Genomic DNA, 11,763 nt, shown 5'->3' on the forward strand with positions numbered 1-11,763 from the left:
CGCGGAGCAGGCCACGCGTGGACATCCGCGGAACCGGCGTTGCCGGGCCGCTGGATGTGCCCCCTTGAGGGGGGAGGCGGAGCGCGAAGTGCGAAGCCTGGGGGTGGGTCAAGGAACCCACCAATAGTGGAGCGCGTGGAAGTACATCGGCGCGGCAAAGATCACCGAATCCAGCCGGTCCAGCATGCCGCCGTGGCCTTCGATCATGGTGCCCCAGTCCTTCACGCCGCGGTCGCGCTTGATGGCGGACATCACCAGCCCGCCGAAGAAGCCCATCACGCAGATCATGAAGGCCATGAGCGCGGCCTGCCAGGGCGCGAAGGGCGTGGCCCACCATAGCGCCGCGCCCAGCAGCGTGGCGCTGGCCACGCCGCCGATGAGCCCTTCCCAGGTCTTGGAAGGCGACAGCTCCGGCGCCACCTTGCGCTTGCCCAGCAGCTTGCCCCACACGTACTGCAGCACGTCGCTGCCCTGCACCACGATCACCAGGAAGGCGATCAGCAGCAGGTTGCGCCCCTCGAAGCCGGGGATGTTCAGCGTCAGCAGCGCCGGCACGTGGCTGATGCAGAACACGCAGACCATCAGCCCCCACTGCACCTTGGACGTGCGCTCCAGGAAGCGCTGCGTGTCGCCGCCCAGGGCCGACAGGATGGGCAGGATCAGGAACACCTCCACCGGGATGAAGATGGCGAACATGCCGTACCACTCGATCCACACCAGGAAGTACTGCACCGGCAGTGCCACGTAGAAGGCGGCCGCCATGGCCAGGTGGTCGCCGCGCCGGGTGTAGGTGAGGCTCAGGAACTCGCGCAGCGCGTAGAACGAGACCAGGTAGAACAGCAGGATCACGCCCAGCTTGCCGAAGGCGAAGGCGACGCCGATCACGGCCACCATCACCCACCAGGCATTGACGCGGGCGTTCAGGTTGTCGATGACCGAATGGGGCGCGCCATGGGCCACGCGCCACTTGAGCAGCGCGCCGATGGCCGAGGCCAGTACCAGCACGCCGGCCACGCCGCCGAAGAGCATCAGGGTGGTGTGGGTGATGGGACTCATCGTTCCTCCGCTTTGTCATGGTCCGGCCGTAGGTCCAGCATGGCCTGCTGCGCGCGCGCCAGGAAAGCGGCCTTGTCCTCGCCGTCGGCCAGCACCACCGGCGCGCCGTAGCGCACCGAGCAGGCCAGCGGCACCGGCACCAGCTGCCCCTTGGGCAGCACGCGCCTGAGGTTCTCGATCCACACCGGCACCAGCCGCACCTGCGGGCAGGCGCGGGCGATGTGGAAGAGCCCGCTCTTGAGCGGCAGCATCACCGCATCGCCGGTGTTGCGCGTGCCCTCGGGGAACATGATCAGCGAATCGCCCGCCTCCAGCGCCTGCACCATCTGTTCCACCGGATTGGCGGCCGTGCTGCCCGCCGCACCGCTGCCGTCGCGGCGGATCATCAGCGCATTGAACACGTCCTGGCCGATGAAGCGGCGCAGCCGCGAGGCCAGCCAGTAGTCCTGCCCCGCGACGGGCCGGGTGATGGCCCGCAGGTCGGGCGGCAGCGTGGCCCACACCAGCACGAAGTCGCCATGGCTCGAATGGTTGGCGAAGTACAGCGTGGTCTCGGCCACCGGCGTGGTGCCGCTCCAGATGGCGCGCACGCCGGTGAGCAGGTTGGCCACCAGCACGATGGCCCGGGCGGCAACGAAGGCGCCGGCCTGCCGCAGCAGGACGCGCGCGGGCGGTGTGTCGGAGTCGAGGATGTCGTTCATGGCGAAGGCAGGCCGGCGTGGAGGCCGGCGATGAGGGCGATCAGGACGCAGAGGGTTTGCAGCAGCACGACGCCCAGATGCCGGCGCATCAGGGCCTGCGTGCCGCGCAGGCGCTCTTCCAGCGGGCGTGGGGTGCCCGGCGACGCGGGGCGCAGGCCCAGCCACGCCAGCGCGTCGTCCAGCGCGGCCAGGTCGGGCAGCGCGCCGCGGCCGAGGGCTGCGAACAGTCCCTCGTCCAGGTGCAGGCGCAGCGCCAGGTAGCGTTCGGCCAGGCCGAGCATCGCGCCGAGCGACCAGGCGGCAAGGCACAGGCGGCTGGCAGGCATGGCCCATCCGGCGGCGACCGCCGCCAGGGCAAGGAGGCAGGCGGCCGACAGCAGCAGGCTCCAGGCGGCCACGGGTCGCTGGGCGGCCAGCCGCGCGGCCAGGGCGGCGCAGCGGCTGCGTGCCTGCGGATCAGGGGGGGACGACGGCAGGGTCATGGATGGCGCGGCAATGGCGCGGGGCTCTGCAGGGTGGAGAGCGCCGTCCGCCACGGCGCACGCAGCACGATCTGCGGCCGCGCGCGCCGGACCACCGCCTCCGCCGCGGCCGGCTCGGACGCACCGCCGTGCCGCAGCAGCCAGCCCACGACTGTCGCAGCACTGCGCGAAAAGCCCAGCGCGCAGCAGACCCACACGGCGCCGTCGCCGGAGCGCCGCTGGCCTTCCAGCACCGCGACGGCCCGACGCAGCCGGACCGGCGAGGGCGTGGCGAGGTCCAGCATCGGCACGCAGCGGGCGCCCGGCACGCGCGGCAGTTGCAGTTCGGCGCACAGGCTCAGCAGCCGCGGCCGGCCGGCGGCCTGCCACTCCGCCTGGGAGGGGAGGCGTCCCAGCCACAAGCCCGGCGCCACCTCCACGCGGGCCGGCAGCTTGCGCGTCCAGGCCCACGCGTTGACGGCGGCCGCGGCCCGGTAGGGGCCCAGGAGCCAGCGCGCGGCGTAATGCATGCGGCCATGCCGGTCCATGCGGAAGCCGCGCGCACCGAAGCCGGCGTAGTTCAGCGCCACCAGGGCCAGCGACGCGGTGGGCCAGCCCAGCCACAGGAGCCATCCACCCCCCTGCAGCGCCAGGGCCAGGCACAGCAGGGCGCCCACCGCGTAGGCCCCGGCCAACCGCCCGCGCCCGCCGTCCCGCGCCCACCGCCAAGCGCGGGGCAGCGCCACCTGCCGCTCCAGCGGCCACAGCCACAGGCACAGCAGGCCCAGCAGCGCGCCGGTCGGGATGTCGATGAAGTGGTGCTGGTAGGTGGTCAGCACCGAGGCGCAGATCAGCAGCGTCCACACGTGCAGCACCGCGCGCGCCCAGCGCGGACGGATGAGCTGCCGGTACCAGTCCCACAGGATCACGGCCAGCGCGATGTGCAGCGAGGGCGCCTGGTTGAAGGGCTTGTCGAAGCCGCGCAGCGCCTCGAACAGGAAGGCGGGCGCGCCCTGGACCGCCGGCTGCCCGAAGCTGAAGCCCAGCGGCCAGAGCACGAAGCAGCCTACGGCCACGACCTGCGCCGTCAGCAGCCGCGCCGCATGCCGGTCCACGAGATGCCGGGTGCGTCCGAGGAACAGCGACAGCGCGTAGAAGGCATTGATCGACCAGTACGGAAAGATGGTCCAGGCCCAGAAGGGCAGGCCCCGCTCCCAGTCGAACACCACCGAGGGCACCTGGGCCCGCGTGCCGGCCCACCAGTTCGCGAGGCCGTAGCTCAGGTAGAAGAAGGGCCCCAGTAGGGCCAGCCAGGCAAGGGCGCGCTTCCAGGGCCGCTTCATGCCTTCTGCGCGAGCGAGACGGTGAAGATGCCCCAGCGGTCCACCCGCTGGGCGATCTTGCGGAAGCCCGCGGCTTCCACCAGTTGGTCCATCTCGGCCTGCGTGCGCCTGCGCATCACCCAGGCCTGGCCCTGGCGGTGGCTGGTGAGCGCCCGGGCGATCATCTCCAGCTGCGGATGCCAGGGCTGGCCGGTGTAGACCAGGTAGCCGCCGGACTCCATAGCATCGGCCACGCCTGCCAGCGAGCGGGCCACCATGTCGTTGTCGGGGAACAGCTCGTACAGCCCCGACACCACCGCCAGCGTCGGTCGTGGGGTCACTGCGGCCAGGCTCGCGCGGTCGAAGGCATCGGCCTGCACGAAGCGTGCGATGTCCTGCAGGCCTCGCTGGGCGATGAGCCGTTGCCCATCGCGCACGTTGATGTCGCTGTAGTCGCGCAGCAGGATCGACACGGGCGCGACGGCACTGCCTGCCGCGGCATCGAGCACATAGCGGCCATGGCCGGCCGCGATGTCCATCAGCCGCACCTCGCGGCCTTCGTGGGCAAGCCGGCCCATGGCTTCGCGCAGCAGCTCTTCGACATGCAGCTTGCGCTGGCGGATGCCGCGCCAGCCGATGGAGTCGAGGTAAGTCCGGTCCACCAGCTGCCCCACCAGCGGTGCGCCCGCCGGCTCGTTGCGGTAGACGTAGTCCAGCGTGCTGCCGGAATCGAAGCCGGTGGCGTGGCCCAGGGCGATGCCGCGGGACAACCGGCCGCCCAGGCGCAGGCCGGCGCGCGTGGCGGCCCAGTACAGCCCGCGCGGCGACAGCGCCGGCAGCGGGGCCGCAAGTGCCCGGGCCTCGTCGGCGGTGAAGCCCAGGCGGTCGGCCGTGCGCAGGTCGGCCGGCGCGGGTGGCGCGTCGAAGAGCCGCAGGATGAAGCCGCGCACCGCGGCCACGGCGCCGGCCCGGTCGCGCTCGCCCAGCGTGTCGTGGAAGAAGCCGGGCAGCTCCACCTTCTCTTTCACGCGGCTGCCCAGCTGGTCGAAGAAGCGATGCTGCGGCCCGGGATGCACCACCCAGTCGGCACCGGAGATCAGCAACTGCGTCGGCAGCACGATGGCCTGGGCGTCGTCGACCACGCGCTCGGCGGCCTCGTACAGGTCGAGCAGGATGTTGACGGCGATGGGCCGTGTGATCAGCGGATCGACCTGGTAGCTGGCGATGCGGGCCGGGTCGTGCGTGAGGAACTTCGGCTTGACGTAGCTGTTGACGAAGAACAGCCCGCGCAGCCTGTGCATGAGCGCGAGGCCGGGCCGTGCGAAGGGCACGTAGAGCTTGACCTTGAAGGCCGGCGAGGCGAGCGTGAGGCCGCGGACCTTGGGCGCGTAGTCGTGCGCCCAGGTCGAGATCAGCACGGCCCCCACGCTCTGGGCCACGACGTGCATGTCCTGCTCGGCCACGCCGTGCTGCGCGGCGATGTGCTCCACGAAGGTCTGCACGTCGCGCACCGAATGCGCGAAGCTGGGGCTGTGGCCGCGCGGGCCCGGCGAGCGGCCATGGCCGCGGGCATCCCAGGCGAAGAAGTCGAAGTCGGGCAGGTCCAGCTCGTCCACCAGGTGCGCCATGCGGGCGCCGTGCTCATGGCCGCGGTGGAAGAGCAGCACCGCCCCACGGCGCGCGCTGCCGGTGGCAGGCCAATGGCGATAGAAAAGCGATTCGCCGTCGTGCGTCTGGAAGTGCAGTTCCTCGGCGATGCGTGGTGTGGCCGTCATGCGTGATTCGTCCCCGGGGTTGTTGTGAAACTCATCGGCGCCGGCTCATCCGGCGGTGCGCTCGGCCAAGGCGGCGCGCACGCGGCGCACCACCGTCCAGCCCGTGGCCAAGGCCAGCAGCGGCATCAGCCAGGCCGCCGCGGCCGGCAGCGGCCAGCCCAGGGCCACGTACAGCCCCAATGCGCCGAACACGAAGGCCCGGTCGCTCTTGCCCATCGGCCCGTCGTAGCGGCGGCTGGCGCCGACCGTCGGCCCCAGCGCGCCCGCGAATTCGGACAGGCCTGCCAACACGATCACCACGCCCACCCAGAAGCCGGAAAAGGGCGCGACCAGGGCGAAGGGCAGGTACAGCGCCGCGTCGGACACCACGTCCGTCAGCTCGTTGAGGAAGGCGCCCAGCGCGCTCTGCTGGCCGTGCTCGCGCGCCAGCATGCCGTCCACGGCATTGAAGGCCATGCGCACCAGCATCCAGAGCGGCACCAGCGCGAAGGCCGCGTGGGAGGGGGCGGCCCAGAACAGCCACAGGCCGAGCGCCACGGAGACGAGGCAGGCCGCCATCGTGACCTGGTTGGCCGTGACGCCCGCCCGGGCGAGGCGTTGGACCAGAGGGCGGAGCAGGGCCTGGAAGCGGGGCTTGAGCTGGTAGATGGACAAGGTGTTGGCGATGAGCGGCAGGAGCGGTCGATTCTGCCGCCTGAATGCAGGCTGACCGCGTCCCGGCCGCGGCAGGCGCCGCCTACAATCCGCCGCTTCCCCCCGCGACATGTCCATCCACACCGACGACTTCGCCCCGGTACCGCAGCGCGTGGTGTCCGCGGCCCCCGCCTCACCCAACGAAGAAGCCATCGAACGCGCCCTGCGGCCCAAGCTGCTCCAGGAATACGTGGGCCAGGCCAAGGTGCGCGAGCAGCTCGAGATCTTCATCGGTGCCGCCCGCAAGCGGCGCGAGGCGCTCGACCATGTGCTGCTCTTCGGCCCGCCGGGCCTGGGCAAGACCACGCTGTCGCACATCGTCGCGGCCGAACTGGGCGTCAACCTGCGCCAGACCAGCGGCCCGGTGCTCGAAAAACCCAAGGATCTGGCGGCGCTGCTGACCAACCTCGAGCCCAACGATGTGCTCTTCATCGACGAGATCCACCGGCTCTCGCCGGTCGTCGAGGAAATCCTGTACCCCGCGCTCGAGGACTACCAGATCGACATCATGATCGGCGAGGGGCCGGCGGCGCGCAGCATCAAGCTCGACCTGCAGCCCTTCACGCTCGTAGGAGCCACTACGCGCGCCGGCATGCTGACCAATCCGCTGCGCGACCGCTTCGGCATCGTGGCGCGGCTGGAGTTCTACACGGCCGAGGAGCTCACGCTCATCGTCACCCGCAGCGCCGGCCTGCTCAACGCGCCCATCGACCCCGACGGGGCCTTCGAGATCGCCCGCCGCTCGCGCGGCACGCCCCGCATCGCCAACCGGCTGCTGCGCCGGGTGCGCGACTATGCCGACGTGAAGGGCGATGGCCGCATCACCCAGTCCATTGCGCACAAGGCGCTGGCCATGCTCGACGTCGACCCGGAAGGCTTCGACCTGATGGACCGCAAGCTGCTGGAGGCGGTGATCCACCGCTTCGACGGCGGTCCGGTGGGCCTGGACAACATTGGCGCCAGCATCGGCGAGGAGTCCGGCACCATCGAGGACGTGATCGAGCCCTACCTGATCCAGCAGGGCTACCTGCAGCGCACGCCGCGCGGGCGCATCGCCACGCTCGCGGCTTACCGCCATCTCGGCGTGACCGCGCCCAGCAGCCGCAGCGCCGACGGGGACTTGTTCGGCGGCTAGCCGGACGGCGAGGTGGCTGCCAGAATCGCCGCCGCCATGCACACCCACGACCTCAGCCCCTGGCAGCACAGCCACCAGTTCGACACCGGCAACCCCGCCGCCGAGCGCAGCACCCGCTGGGTGCTCGCCATCACCGCCGCCGCGATGGTCATGGAGATCGCCGCCGGCTGGTGGTTCAACTCCATGGCGCTGCTGGCGGACGGCTGGCACATGAGTTCGCACGCGGTGGCCATCGGCGTCAGTGCCTTCGCCTACACCGCGGCGCGCCGCCTGGCGCGCGACCGGCGCTTCGCCTTCGGCACCTGGAAGATCGAGGTGCTGGGCGGCTTTGCCAGCGCGGTCTTCCTGCTGGTGGTTGCGGGCCTGATGGTCTTCGGCTCGCTGGAGCGGCTGTGGTCGCCGGAGCCGATCCATTACCGCGAGGCGGTGATCGTGGCCGCGCTGGGCCTGGCGGTGAACCTGCTGTGCGCCTGGCTGCTGGCCGGGGCGCACGGGCATGACCACGGACACGGCCATGGCCATGCACACGCTGGGCATGGGCACGGCGGGCTCGGACACGACCATGGCCACGGCCACGGCCATGACCACCACCACGATCTGAACCTGCGCTCGGCCTACCTGCACGTGCTGGCCGATGCCGCCACCTCGGTGCTGGCCATTGCCGCGCTGCTGGGCGGCTGGTTCCTGGGCTGGGCCTGGCTCGACCCGGTGATGGGCGTGGTTGGCGCGGTGCTGGTGGCCAACTGGGCGCGCAGTCTCTTGCGCCAGACCAGCGCCGTGCTCCTGGACCGCGAGATGGATCATCCCGTCACCGAGGAGATCCGCGAAGGCATCGAGACCGGCCTGGCCGATTCGCACACCCGCGTGGCCGACCTGCATGTCTGGCGCGTGGGCCGCGGCGCCTACGCCTGCGCGGTGACGGTCGTCACGCATTCGCCCACGCTGGATGCGGATGGCGTGCGGGCCTGCTTCTCCATGCACGAGGAGATCCGGCATTCCACCGTGGAAGTGCAGCGCTGCAGCGTCTGAGCGGCGCATCGGCGGGTCCGGTCGCACCGCCGCTTCGCATCAAGCCGGGCGACGGCGATTTGGCACCTGCCGTTGGCGTTGAGACGGCTGGCCCCGACGTCACATCGTCGTCATGCCACCGCCATGCTGCCGTCATGCGCCGCGCCGATGCTGCCGGTCCATGCAACGCGACGACGCCTTCCTGCGCGCCTGGCAAGACAACGCCGGCCGCCTGTCCGATGCCGGCGAGGACGAAGGCGGGGGCGAGCGCCCCGTGCTGTGCTTTCGCACGCTGTGGATCTCCGACCTGCACCTGGGCACGCCCGGCTGCCAGGCCCATGCCCTGCTCGACTTCCTGAAGAACACCGAGTGCGAGACCCTGTACCTCGTCGGCGACATCGTCGACGGCTGGCAGCTCAAGCGCCACTGGTACTGGCCGCAGGCCCACAACGACGTGGTGCAGAAGCTGCTGCGCAAGGCGCGCAAGGGCACGCGGGTGATCTTCATCCCGGGCAACCACGACGAATTCGCGCGCAAGTACCTGCACCACAACTTCGGCGGCATCGAGGTGGCCGACGAATGGGTGCACGAAACGGCCGACGGCCGCAAGCTCTGGGTGATCCACGGCGACCTGTTCGACGGCGTCATCCAGTGCGCCAAGTGGCTGGCCTACGTGGGCGACTCGCTCTACGAATTCACGCTGCGCCTGAACCGGCACTTCAATTCGCTGCGTGCACGCATCGGCCTGCCATACTGGTCGCTGTCCAAGTACCTCAAGCACAAGGTCAAGCGTGCCGTGAGCTACATGGGCGACTTCGAGCAGGCGGTGGCCCGCGAGGCCGAGCGCCGCGGCATGCAGGGCGTGGTCTGCGGCCACATCCACCATGCCGAGATGCGCGAGATCGACGGCATCCTGTACTGCAACGACGGCGACTGGGTCGAGAGCCTGACGGCGCTGGCCGAGCATGCCGACGGGCGGCTGGAACTGGTGGACTGGACGCCCCGCGTGCGCCAGCAGGGCCGCCGCGCGGCGCAGGCCCTGCCGGCCCTGGGCTGATCGCCCGGCGCGAGCGCCGCCCCAAAGCCCCGGCCCGCACGGCGGGCGCGCTGCCGTCTGCGAAAATGGCGGGTTGCCCTGGAGCCCGCCTGTGTCCTCTCCCTACGCCGCCGAAACGCGCCGCCGCCGCACCTTCGCCATCATTTCCCACCCCGACGCGGGCAAGACCACGCTGACGGAAAAGCTGCTGCTGTTCTCGGGCGCGATCCAGATCGCCGGCGCCGTCAAGGGCCGCAAGGCGAGCCGGCATGCGACCTCCGACTGGATGGAGATCGAGAAGCAGCGCGGCATCTCGGTGGCCAGCTCGGTGATGCAGATGAGCTACCGCGAGCACGTGGTCAACCTGCTCGATACGCCCGGCCACAAGGACTTCTCCGAAGACACCTACCGCGTGCTCACCGCCGTGGACTCGGCCCTGATGGTCATCGACGCCGCCAACGGCGTGGAATCGCAGACCCGCCGGCTGATCGAGGTCTGCCGCCAGCGCGACACGCCCATCATCACCTTCGTCAACAAGATGGACCGAGAGGTGCGCGAGCCGCTGGACATCCTCGACGAGGTGGAGCGCGAGCTGGGCATGCCCTGCGTGCCCATGACCTGGCCGGTGGGCCAGGGCAAGAGCTTCGGCGGCATCATCAACCTGCGCACGCAGGCCATGACCGTGTTCGAGTCCGGCAGCGAGCGCCGCCCGCAGGACTTCGAGACCATTCCGCTCGCCGACACCGACAAGCTGCGCGCCCGCTTCGGCGCCGAGTTCGACAGCGCCCTGGAGAGCATGGAACTCGCCACCGGCGCCTCGCCCGAGTGGGACCACGAGGCCTTTCTCGCCGGCAAGCAGACGCCCGTGTTTTTCGGCTCCGGCGTCAACAACTTCGGTGTGATGGAGGTCCTGGACGCGCTGGTGGACCTCGCCCCCTCACCGCGCGCCCGCACCAGCACCACGCTGGTGAACCGCCAGCCTGTGGTCAAGGAGATCCAGCCCGAGGACAAGGACTTCGCCGGCGTGGTCTTCAAGGTGCAGGCCAACATGGACGCCAACCACCGCGACCGCATCGCCTTCGTGCGCATCGCCTCCGGCAAGTACCAGCCGGGCATGAAGCTGCGCGTGCAGCGCACCGCCAAGGAGCTGCGGCCCACCAGCGTCGTCACCTTCATGAGCCAGCGCCGCGAGGCGGTGGAAGAAGCCTATGCCGGCGACATCGTGGGCTTCACCACCCACGGTGGCGTGCAGCTGGGCGACACGCTCACCGACGGCGCCAGCCTGCAGTTCACCGGCCTGCCCTTCTTCGCGCCCGAGATGTTCATGACCGTGGTGCTCAAGAACCCGCTGCGCACCAAGCAGCTGCAGCAGGGCCTGATGCAGCTGGGCGAGGAGGGCGCCATCCAGGTCTTCAAGCCCGAGGCCGGCGGCAACATGCTGCTGGGCGCCGTGGGCCAACTGCAGTTCGAGGTGGTGCAGCACCGCCTGAACACCGAGTACGACTGCGACATCCGCCTCGAAGGCTGCCAGTACACCGGCGCGCGCTGGATCACGGCCGACACGCCGGCCGAGCTGCGCGAGTTCGAGAACGCCTACCCCCTGCGCATGGCGCGCGACGCGGCCGACACGCTGGCCTTCCTCTGCACCAGCCCCTACGATGTGCGGCTGGCGCAGGAGCGCTTTCCCAAGATCCACTTCCATCCCCTGCGCGAGCACGCCGGCCTGGCGCTGCAGACGGCCGGCTGATGGGGCACGAGACGATGCGGCCGTTGGCCGACTGGCCCGAAGCCGCCCGCCGCGGTCTGGTGGGCGTGTTCACCGACATCGACGACACGCTGACCACCGACGGCGCCATCACGCCCGATGCCCTGGATGCGCTGGCTGCACTGCAGGCCGCCGGCCTGCAGGTGGTGGCCATCACCGGCCGGCCCGTGGGCTGGAGCGAGCCCTTCGCGGCCCGCTGGCCGCTCGACGCCATCGTGGCGGAGAACGGCGCCGTGGCGCTGGTGCCCGAAGGCACCTGGCAGCCGGGCGGTGTGCGCACGCTGCACAAGCGCTACCAGCAGGACGCCGCCACCCGCGCCGCCAACTTCGCGCGCATGCAGGCCGTGCTGGCGCACATCGAGGCCAGCATCCCGGGCGCGCGCCGCGCCACCGACAGCGCGGGCCGCGAATGCGACATCGCCATCGACCACAGCGAGTTCACGCAGCTGTCCGAGGCGCAGATCGACAAGGTGGTGATGGCCATGCGGCACGAGGGCATGCACGCCACCGTGAGCAGCATCCACATCAACGGCTGGTACGGCGAGCACAACAAGCTGTCGGGCGCGCGCTGGATCGTGCGCGAACTCTGGGGCCGCGACTTGGGCGCCGAGATGGAGCGCTGGGCCTACGTGGGCGATTCGACCAACGACGCGCTGATGTTCCAGGCCTTCGACCACAGCATCGGCGTGGCCAACGTGGCGCGCTTCGTGCCGCACCTGTCGCACCTGCCGCACTACGTGGCCAAGGGCGAGCGCGGCGCCGGCTTCGCGCAGGCGGCGCGCGCCGCGCTGGTGGCCCGGCGCTGATCGGA

At 70.7% G+C, this 11,763-nt stretch carries 11 protein-coding genes; 5 read left to right on the forward strand and 6 right to left on the reverse strand.

Features of this window, described 5'->3' with window-relative positions; genetic code table 11:
- Nucleotides 1–108: 108 nt before the first annotated feature.
- The 6 genes from DFR41_RS07665 to DFR41_RS07690 are packed head-to-tail and all read right to left on the reverse strand — an operon-like array spanning nucleotide 109 to nucleotide 5,969.
- Complete coding sequence (locus DFR41_RS07665) at nucleotides 109–1,056, reverse strand: phosphatidate cytidylyltransferase (protein ID WP_017761471.1); 948 nt, start codon at nucleotides 1,054–1,056, stop codon at nucleotides 109–111.
- Nucleotides 1,053–1,757: a lysophospholipid acyltransferase family protein gene (locus tag DFR41_RS07670; protein ID WP_017761472.1), complete on the reverse strand. Its 705-nt coding sequence runs from the start codon at nucleotides 1,755–1,757 to the stop codon at nucleotides 1,053–1,055. Before DFR41_RS07670 ends, DFR41_RS07665 begins: the two co-directional genes overlap by 4 nt.
- A complete protein-coding gene (locus DFR41_RS07675; RefSeq protein WP_114802323.1) occupies nucleotides 1,754–2,239 on the reverse strand; it encodes a hypothetical protein in 486 nt (161 codons plus the stop codon). The genes DFR41_RS07670 and DFR41_RS07675 overlap by 4 nt, the downstream gene beginning before the upstream one ends.
- Nucleotides 2,236–3,561, reverse strand: coding sequence for a phosphatase PAP2/dual specificity phosphatase family protein (locus tag DFR41_RS07680; RefSeq protein ID WP_114802324.1), 1,326 nt, complete (start codon nucleotides 3,559–3,561; stop codon nucleotides 2,236–2,238). The genes DFR41_RS07675 and DFR41_RS07680 overlap by 4 nt, the downstream gene beginning before the upstream one ends.
- Nucleotides 3,558–5,315, reverse strand: coding sequence for a bifunctional alpha/beta hydrolase/class I SAM-dependent methyltransferase (locus tag DFR41_RS07685; RefSeq protein WP_114802325.1), 1,758 nt, complete (start codon nucleotides 5,313–5,315; stop codon nucleotides 3,558–3,560). The genes DFR41_RS07680 and DFR41_RS07685 overlap by 4 nt, the downstream gene beginning before the upstream one ends.
- Before the next feature lie 45 nt (nucleotides 5,316–5,360).
- On the reverse strand, nucleotides 5,361–5,969 hold the full coding sequence (locus DFR41_RS07690; RefSeq protein ID WP_114802326.1) for a CDP-alcohol phosphatidyltransferase family protein: 609 nt from the start codon (nucleotides 5,967–5,969) through the stop codon (nucleotides 5,361–5,363).
- Nucleotides 5,970–6,078: 109 nt separating this feature from the next.
- Here DFR41_RS07690 and ruvB point away from each other — a divergent pair, with 109 nt between their 5' ends.
- From ruvB to DFR41_RS07715, 5 genes are all read left to right on the forward strand, one after another.
- Nucleotides 6,079–7,143, forward strand: a complete 1,065-nt coding sequence (ruvB, locus tag DFR41_RS07695) for a Holliday junction branch migration DNA helicase RuvB (protein WP_114802327.1) — start codon at nucleotides 6,079–6,081, stop codon at nucleotides 7,141–7,143.
- 36 nt (nucleotides 7,144–7,179) lie between these two features.
- The gene (gene dmeF / locus DFR41_RS07700; RefSeq protein WP_017761356.1) at nucleotides 7,180–8,172 is read left to right on the forward strand and encodes a CDF family Co(II)/Ni(II) efflux transporter DmeF; all 993 of its coding nucleotides are present in this window, start codon (nucleotides 7,180–7,182) and stop codon (nucleotides 8,170–8,172) included.
- 160 nt (nucleotides 8,173–8,332) lie between these two features.
- On the forward strand, nucleotides 8,333–9,208 hold the full coding sequence (locus tag DFR41_RS07705) for a UDP-2,3-diacylglucosamine diphosphatase (protein ID WP_017761357.1): 876 nt from the start codon (nucleotides 8,333–8,335) through the stop codon (nucleotides 9,206–9,208).
- A 91-nt stretch (nucleotides 9,209–9,299) separates the two neighbouring features.
- Nucleotides 9,300–10,934, forward strand: coding sequence for a peptide chain release factor 3 (locus DFR41_RS07710; protein WP_017757656.1), 1,635 nt, complete (start codon nucleotides 9,300–9,302; stop codon nucleotides 10,932–10,934).
- Between the two features lie 14 nt (nucleotides 10,935–10,948).
- Entirely contained in the window at nucleotides 10,949–11,758 is an 810-nt protein-coding gene (locus DFR41_RS07715; protein WP_114802531.1) for an HAD-IIB family hydrolase, read from the forward strand.
- Nucleotides 11,759–11,763: the final 5 nt, after the last annotated feature.

Source organism: Pseudacidovorax intermedius (assembly GCF_003350475.1).
Taxonomy (GTDB): Bacteria; Pseudomonadota; Gammaproteobacteria; order Burkholderiales; family Burkholderiaceae_C; genus Xenophilus; species Xenophilus intermedius.

Bases quoted from the DNA above. Each gene is read 5' to 3' on its own strand.
- DFR41_RS07685 (WP_114802325.1), bottom strand. From the start codon at position 5,315: ATGACGGCCACACCACGCATCGCCGAGGAACTGCACTTCCAGACGCAC.
- DFR41_RS07680 (WP_114802324.1), bottom strand. From the start codon at position 3,561: ATGAAGCGGCCCTGGAAGCGCGCCCTTGCCTGGCTGGCCCTACTGGGG.
- DFR41_RS07675 (WP_114802323.1), bottom strand. From the start codon at position 2,239: ATGACCCTGCCGTCGTCCCCCCCTGATCCGCAGGCACGCAGCCGCTGC.
- DFR41_RS07665 (WP_017761471.1), bottom strand. From the start codon at position 1,056: ATGAGTCCCATCACCCACACCACCCTGATGCTCTTCGGCGGCGTGGCC.
- dmeF (WP_017761356.1), top strand. From the start codon at position 7,180: ATGCACACCCACGACCTCAGCCCCTGGCAGCACAGCCACCAGTTCGAC.
- DFR41_RS07705 (WP_017761357.1), top strand. From the start codon at position 8,333: ATGCAACGCGACGACGCCTTCCTGCGCGCCTGGCAAGACAACGCCGGC.
- DFR41_RS07670 (WP_017761472.1), bottom strand. From the start codon at position 1,757: ATGAACGACATCCTCGACTCCGACACACCGCCCGCGCGCGTCCTGCTG.
- ruvB (WP_114802327.1), top strand. From the start codon at position 6,079: ATGTCCATCCACACCGACGACTTCGCCCCGGTACCGCAGCGCGTGGTG.
- DFR41_RS07715 (WP_114802531.1), top strand. From the start codon at position 10,949: ATGCGGCCGTTGGCCGACTGGCCCGAAGCCGCCCGCCGCGGTCTGGTG.